The sequence below is a fragment of the Paenibacillus xylanexedens genome (genome assembly GCF_007676705.1).
GTDB classification, from domain to species: Bacteria; Bacillota; Bacilli; order Paenibacillales; family Paenibacillaceae; genus Paenibacillus; species Paenibacillus xylanexedens_C.
The window spans coordinates 1,202,411-1,227,763 of sequence record NZ_VEBF01000002.1 but is presented as its reverse complement, the minus strand read 5'-3'; the positions used below and the strand labels follow the sequence as shown (position 1 = coordinate 1,227,763).

Annotated in this window: 22 protein-coding genes; 19 read left to right on the top strand and 3 right to left on the bottom strand. The window is 44.9% G+C overall.

Going from position 1 to position 25,353, the window contains the following annotated elements; genetic code table 11:
* Positions 1 to 204 precede the first annotated feature (204 nt).
* The 3 genes from FS628_RS15480 (at position 205) to FS628_RS15470 (ending at position 2,205) form a co-directional block, all read left to right on the top strand.
* Complete coding sequence (locus FS628_RS15480; protein ID WP_047843765.1) at positions 205 to 501, top strand: YlaH-like family protein; 297 nt, start codon at positions 205 to 207, stop codon at positions 499 to 501.
* Positions 502 to 591: 90 nt separating this feature from the next.
* Positions 592 to 1,653 carry an LCP family protein gene (locus FS628_RS15475; protein WP_145323211.1) on the top strand — a complete coding sequence of 354 codons (1,062 nt, stop codon included), beginning with the start codon at positions 592 to 594 and terminating at the stop codon, positions 1,651 to 1,653.
* Between the two features lie 99 nt (positions 1,654 to 1,752).
* Entirely contained in the window at positions 1,753 to 2,205 is a 453-nt protein-coding gene (locus tag FS628_RS15470) for a pyridoxamine 5'-phosphate oxidase family protein (RefSeq protein ID WP_145323209.1), read from the top strand.
* Positions 2,206 to 2,212: 7 nt separating this feature from the next.
* Here FS628_RS15470 and FS628_RS15465 read toward each other — a convergent pair whose 3' ends face one another.
* Positions 2,213 to 2,908 (bottom strand): YhcN/YlaJ family sporulation lipoprotein, encoded by a 696-nt coding sequence (locus FS628_RS15465; RefSeq protein WP_145323207.1) that lies wholly within the window; start codon positions 2,906 to 2,908, stop codon positions 2,213 to 2,215.
* Positions 2,909 to 3,149: 241 nt separating this feature from the next.
* Between FS628_RS15465 and FS628_RS15460 the strand changes: the two genes are divergently transcribed.
* Together FS628_RS15460 and FS628_RS15455 are read left to right on the top strand one after the other, a co-directional pair.
* Positions 3,150 to 4,484 carry a PhoH family protein gene (locus FS628_RS15460; protein ID WP_145323205.1) on the top strand — a complete coding sequence of 445 codons (1,335 nt, stop codon included), beginning with the start codon at positions 3,150 to 3,152 and terminating at the stop codon, positions 4,482 to 4,484.
* 221 nt (positions 4,485 to 4,705) lie between these two features.
* The gene (locus FS628_RS15455; protein ID WP_145323203.1) at positions 4,706 to 5,971 is read left to right on the top strand and encodes an ABC transporter substrate-binding protein; all 1,266 of its coding nucleotides are present in this window, start codon (positions 4,706 to 4,708) and stop codon (positions 5,969 to 5,971) included.
* A gap of 2 nt (positions 5,972 to 5,973) precedes the next feature.
* Here the strand turns inward: FS628_RS15455 and FS628_RS15450 are convergent, their stop codons facing one another.
* On the bottom strand, positions 5,974 to 7,053 hold the full coding sequence (locus FS628_RS15450; RefSeq protein ID WP_145323201.1) for a hypothetical protein: 1,080 nt from the start codon (positions 7,051 to 7,053) through the stop codon (positions 5,974 to 5,976).
* A 183-nt stretch (positions 7,054 to 7,236) separates the two neighbouring features.
* Positions 7,237 to 7,473 carry a DUF2626 domain-containing protein gene (locus FS628_RS15445; RefSeq protein ID WP_076332330.1) on the bottom strand — a complete coding sequence of 79 codons (237 nt, stop codon included), beginning with the start codon at positions 7,471 to 7,473 and terminating at the stop codon, positions 7,237 to 7,239.
* 315 nt (positions 7,474 to 7,788) lie between these two features.
* Here FS628_RS15445 and FS628_RS15440 point away from each other — a divergent pair, with 315 nt between their 5' ends.
* From FS628_RS15440 to FS628_RS15375, 14 genes are all read left to right on the top strand, one after another.
* On the top strand, positions 7,789 to 8,439 hold the full coding sequence (locus FS628_RS15440) for an RsfA family transcriptional regulator (protein ID WP_017687282.1): 651 nt from the start codon (positions 7,789 to 7,791) through the stop codon (positions 8,437 to 8,439).
* Between the two features lie 150 nt (positions 8,440 to 8,589).
* Positions 8,590 to 9,531 carry a ketopantoate reductase family protein gene (locus FS628_RS15435; RefSeq protein WP_145323199.1) on the top strand — a complete coding sequence of 314 codons (942 nt, stop codon included), beginning with the start codon at positions 8,590 to 8,592 and terminating at the stop codon, positions 9,529 to 9,531.
* Positions 9,532 to 9,548: 17 nt separating this feature from the next.
* Positions 9,549 to 9,923: a DUF3397 domain-containing protein gene (locus FS628_RS15430; protein ID WP_145323197.1), complete on the top strand. Its 375-nt coding sequence runs from the start codon at positions 9,549 to 9,551 to the stop codon at positions 9,921 to 9,923.
* Positions 9,924 to 10,076: 153 nt separating this feature from the next.
* Positions 10,077 to 11,774, top strand: a complete 1,698-nt coding sequence (locus FS628_RS15425) for a peptide ABC transporter substrate-binding protein (RefSeq protein WP_145323195.1) — start codon at positions 10,077 to 10,079, stop codon at positions 11,772 to 11,774.
* 190 nt (positions 11,775 to 11,964) lie between these two features.
* Positions 11,965 to 12,897: an ABC transporter permease gene (locus FS628_RS15420; RefSeq protein ID WP_100527052.1), complete on the top strand. Its 933-nt coding sequence runs from the start codon at positions 11,965 to 11,967 to the stop codon at positions 12,895 to 12,897.
* Between the two features lie 47 nt (positions 12,898 to 12,944).
* Positions 12,945 to 13,826 carry an ABC transporter permease gene (locus tag FS628_RS15415; RefSeq protein WP_405173030.1) on the top strand — a complete coding sequence of 294 codons (882 nt, stop codon included), beginning with the start codon at positions 12,945 to 12,947 and terminating at the stop codon, positions 13,824 to 13,826.
* Positions 13,827 to 13,843: 17 nt separating this feature from the next.
* On the top strand, positions 13,844 to 15,613 hold the full coding sequence (locus FS628_RS33035) for an ABC transporter ATP-binding protein (RefSeq protein ID WP_145323193.1): 1,770 nt from the start codon (positions 13,844 to 13,846) through the stop codon (positions 15,611 to 15,613).
* A 157-nt stretch (positions 15,614 to 15,770) separates the two neighbouring features.
* Complete coding sequence (gene bshC / locus FS628_RS15405; protein ID WP_145323190.1) at positions 15,771 to 17,402, top strand: bacillithiol biosynthesis cysteine-adding enzyme BshC; 1,632 nt, start codon at positions 15,771 to 15,773, stop codon at positions 17,400 to 17,402.
* Positions 17,403 to 17,446: 44 nt separating this feature from the next.
* A complete protein-coding gene (locus tag FS628_RS15400; protein ID WP_145323188.1) occupies positions 17,447 to 18,712 on the top strand; it encodes an adenosylhomocysteinase in 1,266 nt (421 codons plus the stop codon).
* Positions 18,713 to 18,987: 275 nt separating this feature from the next.
* The gene (gene mraZ / locus FS628_RS15395; protein ID WP_017687291.1) at positions 18,988 to 19,425 is read left to right on the top strand and encodes a division/cell wall cluster transcriptional repressor MraZ; all 438 of its coding nucleotides are present in this window, start codon (positions 18,988 to 18,990) and stop codon (positions 19,423 to 19,425) included.
* 18 nt (positions 19,426 to 19,443) lie between these two features.
* Positions 19,444 to 20,394 (top strand): 16S rRNA (cytosine(1402)-N(4))-methyltransferase RsmH, encoded by a 951-nt coding sequence (gene rsmH, locus FS628_RS15390; protein ID WP_145323186.1) that lies wholly within the window; start codon positions 19,444 to 19,446, stop codon positions 20,392 to 20,394.
* Between the two features lie 27 nt (positions 20,395 to 20,421).
* Entirely contained in the window at positions 20,422 to 20,850 is a 429-nt protein-coding gene (locus FS628_RS15385) for a hypothetical protein (RefSeq protein ID WP_145323184.1), read from the top strand.
* Between the two features lie 12 nt (positions 20,851 to 20,862).
* Positions 20,863 to 23,196 (top strand): penicillin-binding transpeptidase domain-containing protein, encoded by a 2,334-nt coding sequence (locus FS628_RS15380; protein ID WP_145323182.1) that lies wholly within the window; start codon positions 20,863 to 20,865, stop codon positions 23,194 to 23,196.
* 141 nt (positions 23,197 to 23,337) lie between these two features.
* Entirely contained in the window at positions 23,338 to 25,242 is a 1,905-nt protein-coding gene (locus FS628_RS15375; RefSeq protein WP_440131295.1) for a stage V sporulation protein D, read from the top strand.
* Positions 25,243 to 25,353 lie beyond the last annotated feature (111 nt).

Sequence of the window (25,353 nt, the reverse complement as noted above, 5' to 3'; positions counted from 1 at the left end):
TGAAGAAGCGAAGCGTTCGCCTTTATCCCCGGATTTTACCATTGAGAAATGGATCAAAAAAATCTGGGGATAACAGCGATCGTAAGAACGAGCTGAGACCGAAACGGTCACGACGCACGTACTGGGCTCTCTAAGTTGCTAGAGGGGATTCCATCAACCAGTTAACTTATATCCTAGCATGATAACGAAAGGAGCTGGCTGTGCATGCAAGCATGGTTCGCGTCAAACCCGATCGTAGCCTACATCGTCATCTTTGTATTGATTACTTACGTATATAACAAGGTGTTTCGGGTACGTCAGAAATTACCGCTTGGTAAGGAAATCGTTCTCTATATATTGATGGCGATGGGCACATTCATGCTTCTTATTTTTCAAATCGACAAGCTTCCCATCATTCAATGTTTGTTGGTGGCAGTTGGTTTGATGTTGTTAGTGAGAGTGCGCTATTTTATTGAAGGTCGTCAAAAGAAAAAAGCGGAAGCTGCCGCTCGAAACTCATAAATCCTGTCTTGTACAGACCATCCGTTTTCCTTAGGGAAAGCGGTTGTCTTTTATTTAGACAAAAACAGATGTGATAAAGGTGTTGAAAATATGAACTCGAATTCGAACGGACTGCCTCCACGGAGACAGGCACCGACGCAATCCGGCGCTTCTGGATCGAAGAATGGCAAGGGTAAGCAGCCTAAGAAGAAAAAGAGAATGAATGCGTTTGGCAGAATCCTTTTAAGTCTATTGGTTATCGCCATTGTGGTAGGCGGCGGATATGCGTATTGGGTATACAATCAAGTCGTGGATACAGGCATCGACAAACCGGTACCTCCGGGGATGTCAGCCACAACGAAACCGATCACGATGCTGTTGCTTGGTACAGATAACCGTCCGGAAACTGGCACGTATCTCTCGGATGTCGTTATGGTGGCTTCGTTGAATCCGGAGACGAAGACGGCAACGATTGTATCTTTGCCCCGAGACACGCGTATTCAACTGGATGGGTATAAATCTAACAAGCTGAACTCCTATTATCCGAGGTTCAAGGCACAGGAAAAGACTACTGGCAAAAATGCAGAGGATCAGATGAAAGAGATGGTGGGCAAGTATTTGGATGTAGACATTAATTACACCACCGTCCTGAATTTCCAGGCTTTCCGTGATGCTGTCAATGCCGTAGGTGGCGTAGATGTGACTGTGGATAAAAATATGTGTTACAGAGATACAGCCGACGGTACCGATATCAATCTGGTTGCAGGCGAACAACATCTCGATGGTAAAGAGGCACTGGATTTTGTTCGTTACCGCAAATCGAATTGTAATCCAAAGACGGATGAGTCTAACGACTTTGATCGGAACAAACGTCAAAACCAAGTGCTGAATTCCATGCTGGATCAGATGAAATCTCTTGGCGGTATTACGAAGATTAGCAAAGTGATTGGTGCAGTTGATAAGAACATGACGACAGATGTGGAATCGGAACAAATGAAGAACTTTATCTCGACGTATTGGAATATCTCTACCTCAGATGTGCATTTTACTCCGGTTACCGGAGAGTGGAGAAGTCCGTATGTGTATATTAATGAGACGGAACTGGCCAATGCGAAGCAGGCTTTACAAGATACACTTTCTGGTAAAGTAACAACTTCACCTTCAGGTGAATAACGTTCATTCTTTTGGGATTGGAAGCACATTAATCGGTATGCTATAATAACATAAACCAAGTTTAAGAATTGCATAAAGAAGTTTAGGGGGGCTGGTTGAATGTCCGAAGCCGTCACACAATTAACTGAATCTCTTTTACAGCAATTCAAGAATGAGACCTTTGTGCTTCTGAGCACCGTGGATGCAGAATCCGGAGGTCCGACTTCAACAGCCATCTCCTGGATCTATGCGGAGAATGCTTCTACTTTTCGTGTGGCGATCGATCATCGTTCACGCCTGGTGAACAACATGCTCACTAATCCGCTCATTACGGTTACTGTCTTTGGAGAAGAGACGGTGTACGCAGTGAACGGACGTGCGACGGTACGACAAGATCCGCTGCAGGATGTTCCATTTAATATGTGTTGTTTCGACATCACGATTGAAGCAGTGAGGAATGCCCTGTTTTACGGCGCTCAACTGTCCTCTGTGCCTCAATATGTCAAAATATATGATCAGCGTGCTGCTGAGAAATTAGATGAGCAGGTTTTTGCTGCCATGAAAAAAGCCTAGTGAGAGATCACTGGGCTTTTTGTTGTCTTTTGTCCGTTGAATGCTGCTGCATTTGTTGTTCTTGATCCTCGTGTTCATCCGGATTTTGACGGACTTTGACGTCTTTCGGAAGTTGGGGAATAATTCGTCCCACCATGTCTGCGAGTTCTGAAGCAAAACCGGATATCGGGTGTCCTTGACGAATATGTTCACCAATTTCTTTAATTCGTTCAGTGACATCGGCATCGGCAGTAACAATAGAATCTACACCTTCGGGATCTTTGCGAAGCGCTTCGGCAACAGAGTACTTAATCGTACCCACCCGTGCACGTTCAAGTTCACCATCAACATCAATGCCCACTACGGCTGTATTACCCAGTATAACGCAGTTCGCATCTTCAACACCTTCCACTTGCTTGGCAAGGGCTTTCAGGTGATTGACTCGTTTCTCATTTGACATTCGTCCACTTTTATCATCTTCAACAATGTTCGTGTCATGGACTTCACCTGTATTTTCGTTGAAACGGTCCAGACGTGAAGGGTTCATTCGATCGTCCTGTGTATAGATCGGTTGGGTCCCATTCTGTTGATTCTCTCGTGTTTCAATATTGCCTCCATAACTTCTGGGATGTGACGTATGCGGCTCTTGTGAAGCACTTCGTGAAGTGTTATTACAACCGGTAATTAAGAAGATTAGAAGCAACGTGCAAACCCATTTTTTCATAAGTGTTCATCCTTTCTTGGAGTTTTTCAGAATGGTTGACAATTATTTTGTCCTAGTCGAATACATTTATGTATGGGAGCATGATTGTCCATGCCGCTGCTGATAAGATCATACGATCAAGATGAACTCGGGAATGAAGGGAAACGGGCTTCCTTCGAGGATAATACAAGGATTAATCCGACATTCCCGAGTTTTACGTTCCAGCCCATGCCTTTAACGACGCCGCTTTGGAGGGGATTGAATGAAAAAGATTTTTGTATTGGATACCAACGTGCTTCTGCATGACCCCAATGCCATATTTGCCTTTGAGGAACATGAGGTAATCATTCCCGCGGTTGTACTGGAGGAAATCGACTCCAAAAAAAGAAATGCCGATGAAATTGGGCGTAACGCCCGCAATGTATCCAGACTGTTGGATGGATTACGTGAGCTGGGTCACCTGCACAGTGGGGTGCCTTTGGCTAATGGAGGTAATCTGAAAGTAGAGTTGAATCATCGGAGTTTCGTGAAAGTTCAGGAAATGTTTGGTGAGGTGTCCAATGATAATCGGATTTTGGCTGTCGCGCTGAATTATCAGATTGAGGAAAACGAGAAGGAGATAGTTGAACGTCAAGTAGTGCTTGTCAGTAAAGATGTACTCGTGCGTATCAAAGCGGATGTACTTGGTCTGTTCACACAGGATTACTTATCAGATCGGACGGCAGGACTCAGTGAATTATATCCAGGCTATACAGCCCTAAAAGTTCATCCGTCAGTGATTGATGAGTTTTACACATATCGTTTTTTACCAATCAAGCCGTTGCAGTTGTCATATTCGCTCTACCCGAATGAATTTGTCATTCTCAAGGATGAGATGGGAACGAATAAATCGGCTTTGTTAAAAGTAAATACAGAGGGGACGAAGCTTGAGCCGCTTTTCCTCAGTAATGATAATGTCTGGGGCATTAGCGCTCGTAACGCGCAACAACGTATGGCACTGGAGCTGCTTTTAAATGATGATATCCCGCTGGTTACCATTACTGGTAAAGCTGGAACAGGGAAAACCTTGCTGGCGCTGGCAGCAGGTCTGCTTAAGGTAGAGGATGATCATAAATACAAAAAACTGTTGATTGCTCGTCCTGTCGTTCCGATGGGGAAAGATATCGGTTACTTGCCTGGTGAGAAGGAAGAAAAGCTCCGGCCATGGATGCAACCGATTTATGATAATCTGGAGTTCTTGTTTGACACCAAAAAATCCGGAGATATCGATAAAATTCTAATGGGGCTTGGCAGTATTCAGGTGGAGGCTCTAACATATATTCGTGGAAGATCGATACCTGGACAGTTTATCATTATTGATGAAGCTCAGAACCTGTCTCGCCATGAAGTGAAAACGATCGTATCAAGGGTCGGTGAAGGCAGTAAAATTATTTTGATGGGAGACCCTGAGCAGATAGACCATCCATATCTCGATTCCGCAAGTAACGGCCTGACGTATATCGTGGAACGGTTCAAACAAGAGGGAATCAGCGGACACATCATGCTCGAAAAAGGAGAACGCTCCAAGCTGGCACAGCTTGCAGCTGATTTGTTGTAAAATTCAGGTTATTTATTTCCCGGAAAATGTTACCTTGGAAGCCGGCTCTTGGAGCCGGCTTTTTGCTGAAAAAATGAGAAAGCGTTATTACACAGAACTCGATATCCTCTTATTATGCAAAAAGCCGAAAAAGTGTTTTTTGGCAGGGTAGGACAAGAGCACTACTTATTTGTTACAATAATTGCTGCAGGAAAAAACGAGGTGAGCAGGGAGGGAAGTTTATGAAGCGTAGACATCAGGTTGTTTTATTCGCGGTTTTGCTGCTTTCGTTAACGATCCTGTCTCCGAGTTTTGACTTCAGAGGTTCACAGCTTAATCAGGAACGTGATCAGGAAAAGGATGCCTTTCCTGGTTCTTCATCCCGTAATGAAGATGCTCAAGCTCCACTGGAGATTGTAGTCGCCATGTCGGATGGAGAGTTTAAAGCCTTTCAAAAGATAGCTAAAGAAGTTGCTGCTTCTCAGCTGGTAGAGATCAATCTTCGGAATGAGAAGCCGGATACATATAAACGTGTTCTTGATCTTGAATTTTCGCTAGGGGAGAACGGGGATATTGTTCTGCTTGATAGTGAGGAAGTGCAATACTATGCCCAAAAAGGGTATCTGTATCCGCTGAATGGCACAACATTGTCGAAGTCGCTTGGAGAGACGGTTGCCGGGTTACGTGGAATGACAGAGTGGAATGGTTATCAGTGGGGCATGCCCTTTGATTTTGATCCATACATTATGGCAGCACATTCTTCATTTCTGAAAAAAGCGGGTCTGCAGACGTTACCTCATAGTAAAGATCAGTGGGCCAAATTGACTCAACAAGCCATTGCGGAAGGAATACCTCTAATTGCATTGAACCTGAACGATGTGTACGGAACGAGTGGGTGGTTGCATCATTTGGAACCGGGGATGGCACCGGATCAAGTTAAGGGAGCGCAGAATTCTTCGCAAACGGGGGATTTCCAACAAGGAATGCAGTTAATGAATCAGATTCAACCGTATATCCTGGTTCAGGCTGACAATCCGGATTTCTCTTCATCTGCTGATCAGAAAGTAACGCCGATGATTGTATCATTGTTATCTCAATTATTAAATGCAGAACAAAGTACAGTTGATAAAGATTCCATGGAGCGTATTTCTATCGAAACGTTGGGACCTGTAAACTCTAGAAGTCTTGTCATTACTGCCGGTTCGGTTGAGGCGGAGGAAGCAAGTAGGTGGATTGAAGGCATGACATCTGCTGGTACACAGTTGAAATGGTACCAACAGACTAATCGGTTGCCCGCAAAGCAACAGGAACTGGATGTGGAGTCTGAGAAACTCGCGGAACATTACGATATGACCAAGGGACAATCCTGGTTTTCAACCGAAGATGTCCCGGCTGCAACGCCTGAAAGTCGTGCTTTGATTATCCGTTCTCATCAAAAAGTGCAACAGTTTCTAAAGGGAGAGATTACTGCCAATCAATACGTAGATAGTATCAGAACGACAAACTAACCTTAAAATGATATAGCAAGTTTTACTTCCAGTACGCCTTCACTCGTTGAAACATCGGTGGCTTTGACAAAGGATAAGATTTTCTGCGGATAGAATCCGAGATCGAACTCTCTTTCCAGCATTCGGCGAGTGGTGTCTGGTAATTCAAGCTGATTGAACACAAGTTTATCTACATGAAAACGAATGGAGTTTTGAGGTTCATTTTCTACCGTATAATGTCCTTCAATGCTTAATTGCAACTGATCTCGCTGACCGGAAGCTGTGATTTTGTCCTGATTGAATTCAAACGCAAAGTCTTCAAAAATGGGATTCTGAGAACGAAGAAAAGCATTAAGCTCATCTTGACCAATTCGAATCGTATACGTCGTTCCGGTTGTGGATATGCCTCCATTGTGCTCTTGAATAAAATCGGGCAGGTTCTGCATGGCAGATGCCAATGCTTTGAAATACCGTTTCACCTCATAGATGCCGATGTTCTCCCAATAAAGGGTTAATTCATCCATCAGTTTTTGAATCGCTGCCGCATCTCCGCTGGTGGCGATTTGGGTGTCCATTTCTTTTTGCAAGGCGACTACACGTTCCCGCTGGTTTTGTAGATTAGTCTTCATTTCAGATAATTCTGATGTAGTTTGATGAATCTGAGTGGAAGTCTGCTGCAAGTTGCGATAACGGTCCTGATACTTGTCCAGCACAGCCTGATCGCGTCCAATAATGATCTGGTAATAATCATACAATACGAACAGGTCTTTAAGTGACCTGGCTCCCAAGACAGTCATGAGAAGACTGTCACGTTCTCCCGTGTAGTAGGACCTCACCACAGCCCCGGCCCGATCTTGCTGAATATGTATCTGTTGCTCCTGTTCCTGAAGCTGGACGGATAATGTCTCGTATTGTTGAGCCAGCAGTTTTTGCCTTTCTGCGATGCGTTCGATTTCATGATCGATTTCGACGATGGATAGACTTTTTTGCAATATTTCACGTGTATCCTCGGGTGAAGACTCTCCATAGGCATAGGTAGAAGGTGGCTGTATGAATAAAATGATGCATAATAAAAAGGCGGCAATGCCGTATTGACGTTTCACCGATCATTCTCCTTTCCATTTCCTAAATGACAATAGTACAGGCTTGTTGCCTTCCAGACAATATATGAAACAAGTACGTAAAATATCCTTAGTGGTTACATAACACCACGAACAAACATGTATTCTGAAAACAACAAAAAAGCAATCCGACTGATGCCGGATCACTTTGATGTTGCAGGTGGATTAGAGCGGCAACCCCATTTGGAATACGGTCCAGTAGCTGAACCCCGTGAAGGTCACGATCATATAACCCCAGAAGAGCAATATGTACGTCCGTTCAGTGAATTTCAAGTATCCCAAAATGACAAAAAACGCAGTCTGCAGGAAAAAAAGCAAAGCCATTTCGACCAGATCTCCCGCAAAAGCCATCAGGCCAATCGCAAGCGTGAAGAACCCGAGTACCCGAAACATGCGTGCCACGGTAAATCCTCCTCTCCTAAGTACGATCATAGATTGTCTACACAACATTATACCGGGAAAGGAAAAACGTGTAAACAAATTTGGATATGAAAGCGAATTCTTTTTTTGTCCCAAAGCAAGTATAACGGGAGTAGTTTTACAGATGTTACGTATGAGCAAGCCTAAATGTGGAAATACATTTTAGTATGAAATCAATTCTATGAACTCTATGAGAGGCATAAGAATGAATGAAGCAGCTTTTATACCTAATTCACATACCGGGCTTCCGGTAATGCGGACGGTTATTTTAGGATGTTGTTAGGAGGGTATTATAGCATGACTGCAGTGAGACAGGATGCTTGGAGTACAGAGGACGATTTGATATTGGCTGAGGTAACTTTGCGTCATATTCGGGAAGGCAGTACACAACTGGCCGCTTTTGAAGAGGTGGGCGAAAAAATAGGCAGAACTTCTGCCGCATGCGGTTTTCGCTGGAACAGTTGTGTGCGTAAAAAGTATGAGTCTGCCATCAGCAATGCTAAGGCACAACGGCAAAAACGTAGTTATCTCAGAAAGCAGCCGGCTATGCTGGGACCGCAGGTTGCAGCTCTGTCTACACTGGATACCGAAGAACATCTGTACAAATCAGATGGGATTTCGGACGATTCATTATCTATGGATGCAGTAATTCGCTTCCTGCGACAATGGAAAGGAACAGTGCAGGAGAGTAGTCGTCAGCTCAAGATGCTGGAAAAGGAACTTCGGGAGAAAGAAGATGAATTGCTTGAACTGCGCTGCGAGAATGACCGTCTCTCCAAGGAAGTGAACGAAGTACAGACGGATTACCGTGTGGTGAATGACGATTATAAGGCTTTGATTCAGATTATGGATCGGGCTCGCAGACTCGCATTTTTGTCCGAAGAAGAAGAGGAACTCAAAACACGTTTCAAGATGGATGCCAACGGGAACCTGGAACGGATTGAATAGTAAGAACAAGTGTTTGATTTGCGAAACTCAGATATGAACCCGCCACACCTCCGTTACATGACGGTAGGTATGACGGGTTTTTAGTTTGCTGTTTTTGTTCTATGATAGATAAAATGAGAGTAACTACTGAAGCTGAGAGGAGCGAATCTTATGATCATTGACGTTGTAGGAGCAGGATCGCTGGGTCTTTTGTATGGCGGAAAACTGCTCGCGGCGGGTAATCAGGTTCGATTTTGGACCCGAACAACTGCTCAGGCAGACCTACTAAACCGTATTGGAGTAACTATCGTGGAACAAGATAGGAAGATACATATACAACCGGATCAGATACAGGCCAAACCGATCAATGAGCTGTCTGACACATGGGAGCGCACGCCTGGAGAATGGTTACTGCTAATGGTTAAGCAAACAAGCATTGACGATTTCATTCATGAGATTAGTCTATTGAAAGATCAGGTGCTGAATATCGCGTGTTTTCAAAATGGGATGGGCCATCTGGAGAAACTACAAGCTGCTTTGCCGCATTCACTTATATGTAGCGCGATTACCACAGAGGGGGCAAAGCGTACCGAGTACCAGGTGACTCGTGCAGGCACAGGTGAAACCAGACTAGGAAATCGTAACATAGATATAGAAGCTTCTACATCTATAGAGATGGAGAAAACATTTACTCTATTGAGACTTATGCAGCAGGCAGGATTTGACTGTACAGTGTCGAATGAAATCGATAAGCTGATATACAGGAAACTGTTGATCAACGCGGTCATTAACCCGCTTACGGCACTCTGGCGTATTCCCAATGGTGAATTAATCAACAAGGAAGAACGTAAGCGGTTTATGCGCCAGTTATATGATGAAACATTGGTGATCTACTCCGCAAGTGGAATACACCTAGATCAGGATATGTGGGAGCAACTGATTAGTGTCTGTCGTTCCACAGCCTCGAATACTTCCTCTATGCTTGCAGATGTTCTTCAAGGACGTGGTACAGAAGTCGGATCAATCAACGGACATATCGTAAGGATGGCACATAAGTCAGGCCTTGCTGCACCTACACATGGAATACTGCTTGATCTGATTGAAGGATTGTAACCGGAAGGAGTGAGTTAATGGGACTTTTTATTGTTTTAAGCATACTACCCTTTTTTCCGTTCTTTCTTGTATATTGGGGCATGTACGCATGGAAAAAAGACAAACGCACAGCAATGCGGACAGCAATGGATGTAACCACTTTTTTTCTTGTATTTTCAGTTTCGGCGTTATTCAACTTAACATTTGAATCGAATTTTGGTTTTTATCTGACACTATTACTCATACTACTAGCACTTGGATTCATCGGGGGTGCGCAAAATCGACTAAAGGGGAAGGTCGATGGGGGTAGAATGTTCCGGGCCGTATGGCGCATGGCCTTCATCATTATGAGTTTCGGGTATGTTTTGTTTACTTTATTTGGATTAATTAGATACTTCATGCAACAGATGTGAGGATACATAACGCAAAAGGGCTAAAAAATGTGTCGATTTTGTCGAAAACTGAAAAAAACATTACTTTCTGAAAAAGTAATGTAGATTTTTTTGACCGGTGGTTGTATAATCTATAAACATATAAACCATATCAATTTAGGGGGAACGTGTTAGATGAAAAGGAAAAGTCTATTAGTCCTTTTGACGCTGATTTTGGCGTTCGGTACCGTACTTGCAGCGTGCGGATCGAAAAACGAAGGCACAGGTAACACCGATACTGGTTCTGCAAACGAAGGAAATGGTCTTGCTAAAGATCAAATCCTGAAAATCAACCTGTCAGCTGAACCTCCTACGTTGGACCCGGCTCAAGCAAAAGATAGCCAAACCAACACAGTTCTGAAATTCTTGTATGAAGGTCTTGTTCGCATCGATGCTGATGGTAAAGAAGCTCCAGGTGTTGCTAAAGACTGGACAATCTCCGAAGATGGGTTGAAATATGTTTTTAACCTGAACCCGGAAGCAAAATGGAGCAACGGTGATGCAATCACTGCCGAAGACTTTGTTCGTTCTTGGGAACGTGCTTTGAAACCGGAAACAGCTTCTCCATATGCATACCAATTGTACTACATCAAAGGTGCTGAAGGTTACAACCTCAGCAAAGATGAAACATACACTGGTACTAAAATCACAGATTTCTCACAAGTAGGCGTTAAAGCTACTGATGAGCACACATTGGAAGTAACGTTGGAAAACCCAACACCTTACTTCTTGGGTCTGACAGCATTCTACACGTACTACCCAGTACATGCATCTGCTGACACGAATGACAAATTCTTCACAGACTACAAAAACATGATCGTTAACGGACCATTCGTAATGGATCAATACGCTAAAGGTCAAAAAATTGTTGTGAAGAAAAACGATAGTTACCATGCAGCTGCCGATATTAAATTGGCTCAAATCGATATGTCTCTGACTAACAGCAGTGCTTCCGAACTGCAAGCTTACAAATCAGGACAATTGGACTACACTGGTGCACCTAACGGTGAAATTCCATCCGACCAAATTCCTTCTGTAAAAGCGGAATTGCCGGACGAGTTCAAAGCTACTGGTATTGCAAGTACTTACTACTACCAGTTCAACGTAAACGAAGCACCATTTAACAACGTTAAAATCCGTAAAGCATTTGCAATGTCCATTAACCGTCAACTGATTGTTGACAAAGTAACACAAGGTGGACAAATTCCAGCATTCGGCTTTGTACCTCCAGGTATCCGTGGTGAAAACGGCGAATTCCGTGATGAGCACAAAGACGATTACTTCACAGAAAATGTGGACGAAGCAAAAGCATTGCTTGCTGAAGGTATGAAAGAAGAAGGTTACACAACATTGCCAGCTGTTACTTTGATCTACAATACTAGTGATGGTCACGCAAAAATCGCTTTGGCGGTTGCTGACATGTGGAAACAAAATCTTGGTGTTGATGTGAAAACAGAAAACCAAGAGTGGGGCGTATTCCTTGAGAACCGTCAAAATCAAAACTTCCAAGTAGCTCGTGCAGGTTGGTCTGCTGACTACAACGATCCATACAACTTCTTGGAAATGTGGACTACTGGAAACACAAACAATGATTCCAAATTCAGCAACGAACAGTATGACAAAGATGTTAAAGAAACTGTAAAATCTGCTGATCCAGCTACACGTATGGCTGCATTTGCTGACGCTGAGAAAATCCTGATTCAAGATGAAATGGGCGTTTTGCCAATCTATTACTACACTAACGTATCTTTGACCAAGCCTTACCTGAAAGGCGTACAACTTGATTTCAGTGGAGCTATTGACTTCACGCGTGCATATCTGGAAGAGAAATAAGTTGTTCTGAAGTCTAATATGATTACTTCGGGATATATATGTGGAATTCCATATATATCCCGATTTTTTTGTATGTGCACCGATTTTCCTTATAATTCTTGAAATTTCCGATAAATGGATTGGACTTTATTTCTGTCTAATTCTACAATCGATTTGTATACAAAATATTGTTTGTGGAGGTGTGCAAGGGTTGGTTAAGTATGTGTTGAAAAAACTATTATTTATGCTGCTATCGCTTTTCATACTCGCATCGCTGACTTTCTTCCTGATGAAGGCCATTCCTGGTGACCCGTTTACAGCAGAAAAAAAACTATCGCCAGAAATTCGTGCACTTTTAGAAGTTAAGTACGGTTTGGATAAACCGATGTATGAACAATACCTGAAGTATATGGGTGGAATCCTTAAAGGGGATTTCGGCGTTTCTATGAGGTATCTGAACCAGGATGTAACGGACATGATTACTCAAACATTCACAGCTTCACTGAAGCTTGGGATCTTTGCAATCCTTATCTCCATTATTGTTGGTGTATTGTTGGGTCTTCTCGCAGCAGTTTATCACCGCAAATTGATTGATGATGTCACCATGGTCGTCGCTGTCATAGGTATTGCTGTTCCGAGCTTCTTGCTTGCATCGTTATTGCAATATGTCTTTGCTTTCAAATTGGGATGGTTCAACGTTATGGGCTTCGATGGACCACTTGACTATGTGCTCCCTGTTGCAGCACTGTCTGCATCACCAATTGCCTTTATTGCACGTTTGACGCGTTCCAGCATGCTGGAAGTTTTACATGCCGATTATATCAAAACGGCTAAGGCCAAAGGTTTGAAATGGCCAGCGATTATGTTTAAACACGTTGTACGTAATGGTATTTTACCGGTAGTAACTTATGTTGGTCCAATGACAGCAAACATCATTACAGGTTCCGTTGTTATTGAACAGATCTTTAACATCGGGGGAATTGGTAAAGTATTCGTAGAAAGCATCACTAACCGGGATTACACCATGATTATGGGAATCACGATTTTCTATGGTATTCTCCTCATGTTGGCACGCTTCCTGACGGATATCGCTTATGTACTAATTGATCCTAGAATTAAGCTGGAAAGCCGGAAGGGGGCATAACGTTGTCTGGCACGAATAATAAAAAGAATGAAACGGCGAACACGAACCTGACTAGTCAGGCAGCGGTTAAACCGCAAGAAAGTGTATCCCTTTTTAAAGATGCCATGTACAGACTTGCAACCAATAAGGCTGCAATGATCAGTCTGAGTGTGTTGGTTCTTGTCGTGATTTTCGCTTTGATTGGTCCAACTTCTTTGTTTACAAGTTATAATTATTATTCCAATGATTTGATGAATGCCAACGCAGCACCTAGTGCCGAGCACTGGTTTGGTACAGACGACCTGGGTCGTGACGTGTGGGTAAGAACATGGGTTGGTGCCCGTGTATCTCTTACTGTAGGTTTGGCAGCAGCTCTGATTGACCTTGTTATTGGTGTAATCTATGGTGCAATTATGGGTTACTACGGCGGACGTGTTGATGGTATCATGAACAAGTTCTCTGAGATTCTGTACTCCCTGCCTTACATGCTCGTTGTTATCTTGTTGCTGGTTGTATTGGAACCAAGTCTGACAACCATCATCATTGCCCTCACCATTACAGGCTGGATCAGTATGTCTTGGATTGTACGTGGTGAGATTATGCAACTCAAAAACAGAGACTTCATTCTCGCGGCCCGCTCCATGGGTGCAAGTACAGGACGTCAATTGTTCCGCCACTTGTTGCCAAATGCGATTGGCCCGATTATCGTAACTTTGACATTGTCAATTCCTAATGCGATTTTTGCTGAGGCGTTTCTGAGCTTCCTCGGACTTGGTGTATCTGCACCGAGATCATCCCTGGGATCCATGATCAATGACGCACTCACAGGCTGGACGCTGTATCCTTGGCGGATGTGGTTCCCGGCAGGTCTGATGGTTCTGACTATGCTTGCATTTAACTTGCTCGGTGATGGTTTGCGCGACGCGCTCGATCCGAAATTACGTAAATAGAAATAGGAGGTGGGATTATGGAGCCGATTTTAACAGTCAAGGACTTGAGCGTATCATTCTCAACGCGCTCTGGTGAATTTGATGCCGTTAAAAATGTGAGTTTTGAAATTGGCAAAGGAGAGACGCTGGGGATCGTAGGTGAATCTGGTAGTGGTAAGAGTGTTACCGCCCAAACCATCATGAAATTGATTCCCTCCCCGCCTTCGAAGGTCAAAAGCGGAGAAATTACTTTTCACGGGCAAGACCTGCTGAATAAGACGGACAAACAAATGGAAGCGATTCGTGGTAAAGATATCGGTATGATCTTCCAAGATCCAATGACTTCATTGAATCCTACCATTAAAATTGGTAAACAAATTACTGAAGTATTGCGCAAGCATCAGAACATGTCCAAACAAGTGGCGAATAAAGCGGCTTTGGAGATGCTGGAACTTGTAGGTATCAAAAATGCGGCTATCCGCATGAATCATTACCCACACCAATTCTCTGGTGGTATGCGTCAGCGTGCCATGATTGCAATCGCGCTTGCTTGTCGTCCATCTCTTCTGATTGCAGATGAGCCGACAACTGCACTTGACGTTACAATACAGGCTCAAATTCTGGATGTAATGAAAGACATGCAGCAAAAGCTTGGAACATCAATCATGCTCATTACGCATGACCTTGGTGTTGTAGCAGGTATGTGTGACCGTGTGGTTGTTATGAAAGAAGGCGAAGTTGTTGAAACAGGAACAACCGCTGAAATCTTTAATAACCCTCAACATCCATATACGATTAAATTGCTAAATGCTTTGCCTCGCCTGGACGAGCCCAAAAAGGAAAAACCAGCTCCGGCTGGTATTATCAAAGGCAGCAACAAGCCTCTGGTACAAGTGAAAAACTTGAAACAGTACTTTAATTTGGGTAAAGGTAACATTCTCAAAGCGGTCAATGATGTAAGCTTTGATATCTTTGAAGGTGAAACACTTGGCGTTGTAGGCGAGTCCGGCTGTGGTAAATCCACAACAGGTCGTACTATTCTGCGTCTTTACGAGCCAACGGGTGGAAATGTTAACTTTAACGGAACGGATATCTACAAGTTGTCCCCGCGCAAAATGAAAGAAATGCGTAAAGATATGCAGATGATCTTCCAAGATCCATATGCATCCCTTAACCCGCGTTTCAACGTAATGGATATTATCGGGGAGTCCCTGGATATTCATGGCCTGGCTTCCAGCTCTAAAGAGCGTAAGAGACGAGTGGAGGAGCTGCTTGATCTGGTAGGTTTGAATCCAAGTCATGCACTGCGTTATCCACATGAATTCTCCGGTGGTCAAAGACAACGGATCGGGATTGCGCGTGCGCTTGCTGTAGACCCTAAATTCATCATCTGTGATGAGCCATTGTCTGCACTGGATGTATCCATTCAGGCGCAGGTCGTTAAATTGCTTGAAGAACTTCAGCAACGTCTCGGCTTGACATACCTGTTTATTGCGCATGACTTGTCGATGGTTAAACATATCAGTGACCGTGTAGCTGTAATGTACATGGGTAAAGTGGTTGAGCTCGCAGAAAGTGAAGAACTGTATGCGAACCCTGTTCACCCTTACACCAAAACATTGCTTTCAGCGATCCCTGTACCTGATCCGGAAGTGGAAGCGAACAAGCGTCGCATCTTGCTGCCGGATGAGCATATGAGCCCGATTCAGAATGGATCTGGCGGTCCTGCTAATGACCCGTACAACCTGGAAAATGCTCAATTGATTGAGGTTTCCAAAGGTCACTGGGTTGCAGAACCTTACGTATAATAGAATTTCTAAAGTGATATGCTATTATTGATGTATTAATTGCCGCCGACTTGTTCGGCGGTTTTTTTGTTTTTTTAATTACTTTCTTTTGACGAAGCGACCCTGAATTCGGTACAATCAAGAAAGGCTCTTTGAAGCAGAATAGGAGGCAGACCTCATGAACGGTATTACCGAGGCACTCCGCAGCGGATCTAAACTTGCAGAAGATTATATCTGTTCAAGAGATGCTGCGCGTGGCCTTTACGAGTATGACATTCGCTGGGAATCAGGACTTCAGGCACGTGCCGAGTGGTTGGACCAATCGGAAAACACACGTATTGATCGTCGTGATCTGGCAGAGTATTTACGTATATATAATAAACGGGTGAACGACCATGGGGAGGTTCATGCGTCCATCACTCGTTTGGCAGAACAAGGTGCATTGGTGGTTACAGGAGGACAGCAAAGTGGTTTGCTCACCGGACCACTGTTTGTCATATACAAAGCCGCCAGCGTAGTGGCAGCTGCGCGTGAAGCCGAAGAGAGGCTTCAACGCCCGGTAGTTCCAGTATTCTGGATCGCGGGTGAAGACCATGACTGGGATGAAGTTAACCATACGTATCTGCCTGATCACCAGGGAGACATGAAGAAAGTTAAGTTACAAGGACGATTCGCAGGAAGGGATTCTGTGAGTAATGTTCAAGTGGATACGGAACAATGGATGAATGTAATCGAACAGGTGGAACATCTGTTACCTGATACGATATATAAACCAGGATTGATGAAATGCATCACAGAAATCCATCAATCCAGTTCGAATCTAAGTGATGCCTTTGCCCGCATGATATCTGCTTTGTTTGCCAGCAGTGGACTTGTTCTAATGGATGCATCAGATCCAGACTTGCGCAGATTGGAACAGCCTGTTTTTGAACGGCTGATCCGTAGTAATGAAGTGTTGCGTAACGCTTATATGCAAGGATCTTCGTTGGTAGAACAAGCTGGTTATGCTATGCCTGCCGAAGTGGCGGAGGATGGAGCCAATCTGTTCTATATCCATGAAGGCGCGCGGTTGCTTTTGACGTTGAAGGATGGCTTGTATACGGACCGTAAAGGTCTGGTTTCTTTCACAGAAGAGCGTCTGCTCCAGGAGCTAGAGGAACATCCTGAGCGCTTTAGTAACAACGTATTAACCCGGCCATTGATGCAGGATTCCGTTTTGCCTGTAACTGCTGTTATTCTGGGGCAAGGTGAAATTGCATATTGGGGTTTGACTCGCGAAGCATTCCGTCAGTTTGGGCTGCAAATGCCTATTTTGTTGCCGCGGTTGTCCTTCACCATTATGGAAGATGTTCATCACAAACATATGAAACAATATGGACTTTCCTTTCAGGATGTTCAGTATCATATGGAAGACAAGAAGGAGCAGTGGCTTGCGCTGCAGGAGACATTCCAGGTGGAGGAACAATTTGCTAAGGTTCAGGAAGCCTTTCTTGATCTGTATGGTCCATTGTTGGATGAGATCTCGGAGATTCATCCGGGGTTGGAACGAATTGGGGATACCAATTTGAGTAAAATCACCGAGCAAATGCATTATCTGAAGCAGCAGACTCACAAAGCCATCGAAGATAAACATAATGTGAGTCTAAGGCACTGGAACGGCATTCAAAACTCCTTATTCCCAACGGGCAAACCGCAGGAACGAGTACATAATGCACTCTTTTACCTGAATCGTTATGGCACCGAGTGGATCGATGAACTGATTAAGACCTCAAGCGAATTCCGTGGAGAGCACAAGGTTATTGCACTGTAGAGACCTTTATAATAGAAGAAACACATACACGAGGAGGACATGGAATGACTACACCTGCATTGCAAAACAGTATTGTTAAAGATATGGGACTCGCTTCAGAGGGTCATCTGAAAATTGACTGGGTAGAAGCACATATGCCGGTATTGAACCGTATTCGTCGCCAGTTTGAACAGGATCTACCTTTTAAAGGTTTGAAGGTTGCTATATGTCTTCATCTGGAGGCAAAAACAGCTTACCTGGCAAAAGTGATCCAAGCCGGTGGAGCAGAAGTGACGATTACGCACAGTAACCCATTGTCCACACAAGATGATGTCTGTGCAGCATTGGTAGAGGACGGCGTAACTGTATATGCGAAGTACAACCCGGAACCTGCAGAATTCAAATCACTGCAACTTCGTGCGCTTGAGGTGAAACCTGATCTCATTATTGATGATGGCGGAGATTTCGCGACCATTATTGCATCTGAGCGTCCTGACCTCGCAGCGACCATTCGCGGTGGAGCAGAAGAAACGACAACGGGCATTATTCGTCTGAAAGCATTGGCGAAAGAGGGCCAATTGAAGTTTCCGATGGTAGCAGTTAATGACGCTTACTGCAAATATCTGTTTGATAACCGTTATGGCACAGGACAGTCCGCATTTGACGGTATTATTCGTACAACCAATCTGGTGATAGCAGGAAAAAATGTAGTGGTTGCCGGATATGGCTGGTGTGGTAAAGGTGTAGCGATGCGCGCCAAAGGTCTTGGAGCGAATGTGATCGTAACCGAGATAGATCCAATCAAAGCGGTAGAAGCACATATGGACGGATTCCGCGTCATGACGATGGTTGAGGCGGCTAAATTGGGCGATTTCTTTATCGCAGTAACAGGCAATAAGGATGTTATCACAGGTGAGCACTACGATGTGATGAAGGACGGAGCAATCTTGAGCAATGCCGGTCACTTTGATGTTGAAGTGAATAAACCTGAACTGGCTAAACGTTCGGAATCGATTCGCACAGTTCGCCGCAACATTGAGGAATATCGTTTCAAAGATGGTCGTAAAATGTACCTTCTTGCAGAGGGTCGTCTGGTGAACCTCGGTGCAGCAGATGGTCACCCTGCCGAAATTATGGATACGACGTTTGCTCTGCAGGCGCTTGGTCTGCGTTATGTGAGTGAAAATTATGCTGAACTGGGTAAGAACGTGGTTAATGTACCTTACGATATCGACCAACAGGTTGCCAGCTATAAGCTTGAAAGCCTGAATATTGGCATTGATTCCTTGTCAGCTGAGCAGGAAAAATACTTGGATAGCTGGAAGTTTTAAGCTCAATCCAATATTTACAAGCTGATGAACTGATTCAAAGGGTATAGAATGGTTTATTGATGATATGGCTCATGTGCGGGTAGACATACGGTTGTCCGTTTACGGTAAACGTTTTTGATCCTGAGTGACAGGATCAAAGACGTTTTTTTTATGCTTATAAATTAAAAAAATCAAGCAATGCAAGAAGGGTTTTGATTTTTTTGTGCGAATCTATTATGCTTAGGTGGTGGAAAGTGGGGCAAAGTGGGAGAATCGGGTGAGGAGTGAGTGGGCCAATGTTTATGGGGGAGTTCCAACATAGCATTGATGATAAGGGTCGGGTTATCATTCCGGCTAAATTCCGCGAATCTCTGGGACCGTCTTTCGTTGTCACACGGGGTTTGGACCAGTGTCTTTTCGTGTACCCCATGGAGGAGTGGGGGGTCATGGAACAGAAGCTCAAAGCACTGCCATTGATGAAATCTGATGCACGTGCGTTTACCCGGTTTTTTTTCTCGGGTGCAACCGAATGTGAACTGGACAAACAGGGCAGGGTAAATCTGCCGGGCAATTTAAGAGAGTATGCCAAGCTGGACAAAGATTGTGTTGTTCTTGGTGTGTCAAACCGGGTGGAGATTTGGAGCAAAGGCATATGGGAGAGTTATTTCAATCAATCCGAAGAAGCATTCAACGACATTGCCGAAAAGCTGGTCGATTTTAATTTTGATTTATAAAGTCAGGAGGGGTGCAGGTTGTTTCACCACATAACCGTACTCAAAGAAGAGGCAACAGAGGGATTAAACATCAAGCAGGACGGTATATACGTGGACTGCACTTTAGGCGGTGGCGGACATAGCTCCGTGATTGCTTCCAAGCTCGGTTCAGGAGGACGTCTGATCGCACTTGATCAGGATGATTGGGCTTTGGATAATGCTCGCGAGAAGCTCGCTGCCTATGGAGAACGTGTAACATTGGTGAAAACCAATTTTCGAGATCTGGAACAGGTACTCAAGGATCTGGATGTACCGATGAAGGATGGTGTACCACAGGTCGACGGTATTTTGTACGACTTGGGTGTGTCATCTCCGCAATTCGATGAAGGAGAACGTGGATTCAGCTACAATCATGATGCTCCGCTTGATATGCGAATGGACCAGGATGCAATGCTCACAGCCAAAGAGATTGTAAACGAATGGTCAGAAGAAGAGATAGCTCGGATTTTCTATCGCTATGGCGAAGAGAAGTTTTCGAGAAGAATTGCCCGTGTAATCGTTGCAAAACGAGCTCAGTCTACCATTGAAACCACTGGTGAACTCGTAGAACTGATCAAGGAAGGCATTCCGGCGGCAGCTCGCCGTACCGGTGGACATCCTGCTAAACGCAGCTTCCAGGCATTGCGGATTGCTGTCAACGATGAGTTGGGCGCGTTTGAGGAAGGCCTGCATCAGGCTGTTCGTTGTCTAGCACCAGGAGGACGTGTATCTGTTATTACCTTCCACTCCCTTGAGGATCGGATATGTAAACAGATTTTCAGCAGTTATCTGGAGAAATGTACATGCCCACCCGATTTTCCGTTGTGTGTATGCGGCGGTAAGGGTACCCTGCGTTTAGTTAACAGAAAACCGCTGATTCCAACGGAAACGGAATTGGCCGAAAATTCACGTGCTCGTTCAGCCAAACTGCGCGTAGCCGAGAAATTGTAGATCAAGAGTGGAGGGGAGAATCGGAGTATGGCATATACACGTGGTAATCTCGCTGTAAAAGAAAAAGCGTCCCAGGAACGTGTGACCCAGCAACGATACAAAGAAACCACCAAAGTGGTGACCCGTCGTACGGGTCTTCCGGCACGCGAGAAGATTTTGTATCTGATTACCCTGGTTGCAGTGATCCTTGTTGGAGGAGCCTTGATGTCTCGTTATGCTCATATCTATGATCTGAACAAGCAGGCACAAGCCACGATTTCGGAAGTCAAGGGGTACGAGAAGACGATTGCAGACCTGCAAGTGGAAAAAGAAACATTGAACAACCAGGTTATTGAAAATGCAAAACAACTGGGTTACGTTGAAGCTTCCGATAAGGATGTCATTTATGTACCTCGCTCCACAAGTACGAAATCAACAGGTACTGAATCGTCCTCCAATACAGCAAGCAGTAAGTAAAGAGGTGTTCCGATGATAAAAAGAATAAAGATGCGCACGTTGCTTATAGGGGGATGTATTACCCTCTTTTTTCTTGTACTCGTAACCCGAATCTTCTTCATCCAAGTTGTGAATGGCGGTGTATGGCAGGAACGGGCAGCAGGTTTGGTAGAGCGCGAACAGACAATTAAGGCTGCACGTGGGACGATCACGGATCGAAATGGTAACGTCCTGGCAACAGATTCGCCTGCATACACAGTTTCTGTTAATCCCCTCTTGATCGATGAACTCGGGATACAGGATGTTGTCACGGAGAAGCTCTCTAATCTTCTAGGTAAAAATGAGAGTGAGATGCGTGCTCTGGTTACAGCAAAAAACAAAGATGGGGAATTTTATCAGCAACGTGAAGTGCGCAGTGAAGGATATAAGATCAGTCCTGAGCTTGCGGCACAAGTCAATGAGCTGCGTGAAGAGTTGCAAGATGAATACAAGGCCCGTAATGCAATTGTGATGGCTCAAGAGTCGAAGCGTTTTTACCCTGAAGAAACACTTGCTTCTCACCTCTTGGGGTATATGAGCCGTGATGGGAAAGCTGTCAATGGACTTGAAGTCTCATATGATGAAGCACTGACAGGCACAGATGGATATCTGAATTATCAGAAGGATGCTAAAGGCATTAAACTTCCGGATTCACAGGATAACTATCTGCCACCCCAGAACGGGAAAAACCTTACGTTGACCGTTGATGATACGATTCAGTTTTACATTGAGGACGCCATGAAGGAAGCCGTCGCCAAGTATAATCCACTGAGCATGACGGTTATTGCTGCTGATCCGAACACAATGGAGATTCTGGGGATGGCGAACTGGCCAACCTTTAACCCGAATACGTATGCGAGCACGCCTGATCAAAAGAACTTTATTAATCATGCGACGCAATCGATCTATGAGCCGGGTTCTACATTCAAAATTGTAACGCTCGCAGGAGCTGTGGAAGAAAAACTCTTCGATCCCAATGCAAGTTTTGAATCGAAGCGTATGTATATCGGTGGTTTCCCAATTAGTGATAATGGTCATGCTTACGGTTGGATATCTTATCTCGAAGGTGTCAAAAGATCAAGTAACATTGCCTTTGTTAACCTGGGTTACAACATGCTTGGTGGTGAACGTCTGCGTCATTACATAGACGAATTCGGCTTTGGCAAAAAGACAGGTATTGATCTGCCGAGTGAGGCAGCTTCACCGATCAAGCCACTAGTGTACAAATCCGAGATTGCTACTGCTGCCTATGGTCATGGTCTCGTACAGGTAACACCAATTCAACAGGTCGCAGCGATTTCGGCGATTGCCAATGGCGGCAAGTTGCTTGAGCCACATCTGGTGAAGGAGATCAAGAATCCGAATGATGGGACAACGGAAGTGATCAAACCTAAAGTCGTTCGTCAGGTGATTTCCAAGGAATCTTCCAAACTGGTGAGCGGTTATCTGGAACAAGTGGTTGCAGACCAAACGATAGGTACAGGTCGCAACGCTTATATCGAGGGTTACCGTGTAGCTGGTAAGACAGGTACGGCAAGAAAGGTAGTTAACGGGGCATACAGTAAGTCAAAAGACGTTGTATCCTTTATTGGATTTGCACCCGTGAATAATCCGAAGATTGCGATACTAGTTGTCATTGACCAACCTGACGGTACCAATATTGGGGGAGGAACTGCAGCTGCCCCTGTATTCAAAAAAATCGTTAGCCAAACTCTTCAATATATGGGAGTTCCCAAGGATACGGCCAAAAATGCTGATAAAAAGTCAAAAGAAGTCCCTGTCGTGCAAGCTAAGGCACCGGACCTGAGTGGCAAGACAGCCAAACAGGCCAGAAGCCAACTTCTAAGTGCAGGTATTGCTTATGTGACTCTTGGCCAAGGTGATAATGTAATTCGGCAGTATCCGATGGCTGGCGCATCGATGAATCCAGGCCAACGAATCTACTTGCTTACGGAAGAAAGTAGCAAAATGAAGATTCCTGACCTGACAGGTGAATCTCTCCGCGATGCTCTTGAAGTACTTTCTCTCATGAAAGTAGGAGTTACCGTCAAGGGTGAGGGCTATGTCGTGAAGCAAACGGAGCAAGTCGCAGGTGAGCAGAGAACCGTTCAGCTGAATTTGCAGACTGCTAAAGCCGCAGTCACTGGCATAGCGGATGAGGCTCCAGTTTCTTCTGATCCGTCGTCAGAAGCCGAAGTGAAGGAACAAGAGGCGTCGGGCGGAGAAGGTAAAAGCGATGTAACAGAAGAAACAGATAACAACAATGCTTCTACTACTGACTCCGAATCTTCTAGCGATCCAGCAACAAACGGGGCTTCTCTTCCATAGGAGCTCTGACAGCTTGTTCTAACCCCCGGTTGTCCTGAATATTCATGAATGGAACGAATGTCATGATTTTGGGACGAGTGGGGGGATCTTTTCGTGAAGGGAACAAGCGTAAATCTGCGGCGCAGGCTGCTATGGAGTTTAATGATTTTAGTTCTGTTATTTTCGGCCCTGGTGATCAGGCTTGCTTATGTACAACTCGGGAAAGGCCCTGAATTGTCAGCAAAAGCAGAAGAATCCTGGCGGCGTAATATTCCTTACTCTGCTAAGCGAGGGGAGATTCTGGATCGTAATGGAACCTCTCTGGCCTATAATGTCACAACACCGACCATTATGGCCATTCCGGCACAAGTCAAGGAAGCTGAAACGACAGCCAGAGCGCTGGCTCCATTGCTCGGGATGACAGAAGAGAAAGTGCTGGCAACCATTAAGAAACGAGAATTGATTGTACGACTACAACCCGGTGGCCGCAAAATTACGATGGAGAAAGCTCAGCGCATCCGTGATTTGAAGCTTCCGGGTATCGTTGTTGCTGAGGACAATAAACGTTTTTATCCTTATGATGATCTGGCTGCTCATATACTTGGTTTTACGGGCATCGATAATCAGGGCTTAACGGGCGTCGAGAAGAAATATGATGACAAGCTGAATGGTTTAAATGGCAGTGTGTCCTACTTGTCCGATGCGGCCGGAAGGCTAATGCCGGGCTCATCCGAGAAGTATGTGGAACCAAAGGACGGCCTTAACCTCAAGCTGACCATTGATAAATCCATTCAGTCCATCATGGAGAGAGAACTGGATCAGGCCATGGTGAAATTTCAGGCGAACTCAGCACTCGCCATAGCCATGAACCCCAAAACAGGTGAAATTTTGGGGATGTCCAGCAGGCCGGGATACGAACCTGCCGATTATCAACAATATCCCGCAGAGATATACAACCGGAATCTACCGATCTGGATGACATACGAGCCGGGTTCCACGTTTAAAATCATTACTCTGGCAGCGGCGCTTGAAGAGAAAAAGGTTAATCTGCAGCAAGATCAGTTTTTTGATCCAGGATATGTTGAGGTGGGGGGAGCTCGTCTGCGTTGCTGGAAAAAGGGCGGTCACGGAAGTCAGACCTTCCTGCAAGTTGTGGAGAACTCATGTAACCCGGGATTTGTGGCTCTGGGGCAGAGACTCGGAAAAGAATCACTCTTCTCCTATATTAAAGACTTTGGCTTCGGCACCAAAACAGGGATTGACCTCAGCGGAGAAGCCAGTGGAATTCTGTTCAAACTGTCCAGAGTAGGACCGGTCGAGCTTGCAACGACTGCTTTCGGTCAAGGGGTATCTGTAACGCCTATTCAGCAAGTAGCGGCAGTGTCAGCGGCCATCAATGGGGGTAAACTTTACAAGCCCTATGTTACGAAAGCCTGGGTCCATCCGGTAACGGGAGAAGTGATGGAAGAAGCCAAGCCGGAACTCGTTCGCCAAGTGATTTCGGAGAATACCTCCAAGCAAGTACGTGAAGCACTCGAGAGTGTTGTCGCCAAAGGTACCGGGCGTCCGGCGTTTATTGATGGATACCGGGTCGGTGGTAAAACAGGTACAGCCCAGAAGGTTATCAACGGACGTTATTCCTCGACGGAGCATATTGTATCCTTTATCGGTTTTGCTCCTGCAGATGACCCACAGATTGTGGTCTATACCGCAGTGGACAATCCCAAAGGTATTCAATTCGGAGGTGTGGTTGCCGCCCCGATTGTACAGAACATCCTTGAGGATGCACTGCATTACATGAACGTCCCTGTCCGGAAGGATCAGGTCGCCAAAGAATACAAGTACGGCGAGACCAAAATCGTGACAGTTCCGGATCTGACAGGTGCTACTGTTGAAGATCTATACGAAGACCTGAACATGAATTTTATGTTGGCGAAGTCCGGCAGTGGTAAATATGTGATTAATCAGGCGCCTAAGCCTGGGGCAAGGGTAGATCAGGGTTCGACCATCCGCATTTACATGGGGGATGTACTGAATGATGCGCATGATCACACGAAGGATGAATAACGGAAGCTTTGGAGCCGTTTCAACTTCTGGCGCAACAAAATTCATCTAGGCGCGTTTCATTATGTGTCTGTATTGACGATATTAATCAATACAGACACAAGCTAAAACAGA

What these genes read in the sequence shown, in the direction of transcription:
- FS628_RS15380 (WP_145323182.1), top strand. Translation starts at nt 20,863, where the DNA reads ATGATAAAAAGAATAAAGATGCGCACGTTGCTTATAGGGGGATGTATT.
- FS628_RS15465 (WP_145323207.1), bottom strand. Translation starts at nt 2,908, where the DNA reads ATGAAAAAATGGGTTTGCACGTTGCTTCTAATCTTCTTAATTACCGGT.
- FS628_RS15385 (WP_145323184.1), top strand. Translation starts at nt 20,422, where the DNA reads ATGGCATATACACGTGGTAATCTCGCTGTAAAAGAAAAAGCGTCCCAG.
- FS628_RS15430 (WP_145323197.1), top strand. Translation starts at nt 9,549, where the DNA reads ATGGGACTTTTTATTGTTTTAAGCATACTACCCTTTTTTCCGTTCTTT.
- FS628_RS15400 (WP_145323188.1), top strand. Translation starts at nt 17,447, where the DNA reads ATGACTACACCTGCATTGCAAAACAGTATTGTTAAAGATATGGGACTC.
- bshC (WP_145323190.1), top strand. Translation starts at nt 15,771, where the DNA reads ATGAACGGTATTACCGAGGCACTCCGCAGCGGATCTAAACTTGCAGAA.
- FS628_RS15435 (WP_145323199.1), top strand. Translation starts at nt 8,590, where the DNA reads ATGATCATTGACGTTGTAGGAGCAGGATCGCTGGGTCTTTTGTATGGC.
- FS628_RS15475 (WP_145323211.1), top strand. Translation starts at nt 592, where the DNA reads ATGAACTCGAATTCGAACGGACTGCCTCCACGGAGACAGGCACCGACG.
- FS628_RS15455 (WP_145323203.1), top strand. Translation starts at nt 4,706, where the DNA reads ATGAAGCGTAGACATCAGGTTGTTTTATTCGCGGTTTTGCTGCTTTCG.
- FS628_RS15425 (WP_145323195.1), top strand. Translation starts at nt 10,077, where the DNA reads ATGAAAAGGAAAAGTCTATTAGTCCTTTTGACGCTGATTTTGGCGTTC.
- mraZ (WP_017687291.1), top strand. Translation starts at nt 18,988, where the DNA reads ATGTTTATGGGGGAGTTCCAACATAGCATTGATGATAAGGGTCGGGTT.
- FS628_RS33035 (WP_145323193.1), top strand. Translation starts at nt 13,844, where the DNA reads ATGGAGCCGATTTTAACAGTCAAGGACTTGAGCGTATCATTCTCAACG.
- FS628_RS15470 (WP_145323209.1), top strand. Translation starts at nt 1,753, where the DNA reads ATGTCCGAAGCCGTCACACAATTAACTGAATCTCTTTTACAGCAATTC.
- FS628_RS15480 (WP_047843765.1), top strand. Translation starts at nt 205, where the DNA reads ATGCAAGCATGGTTCGCGTCAAACCCGATCGTAGCCTACATCGTCATC.
- FS628_RS15375 (WP_440131295.1), top strand. Translation starts at nt 23,338, where the DNA reads ATGATTTTAGTTCTGTTATTTTCGGCCCTGGTGATCAGGCTTGCTTAT.
- FS628_RS15460 (WP_145323205.1), top strand. Translation starts at nt 3,150, where the DNA reads ATGAAAAAGATTTTTGTATTGGATACCAACGTGCTTCTGCATGACCCC.
- FS628_RS15440 (WP_017687282.1), top strand. Translation starts at nt 7,789, where the DNA reads ATGACTGCAGTGAGACAGGATGCTTGGAGTACAGAGGACGATTTGATA.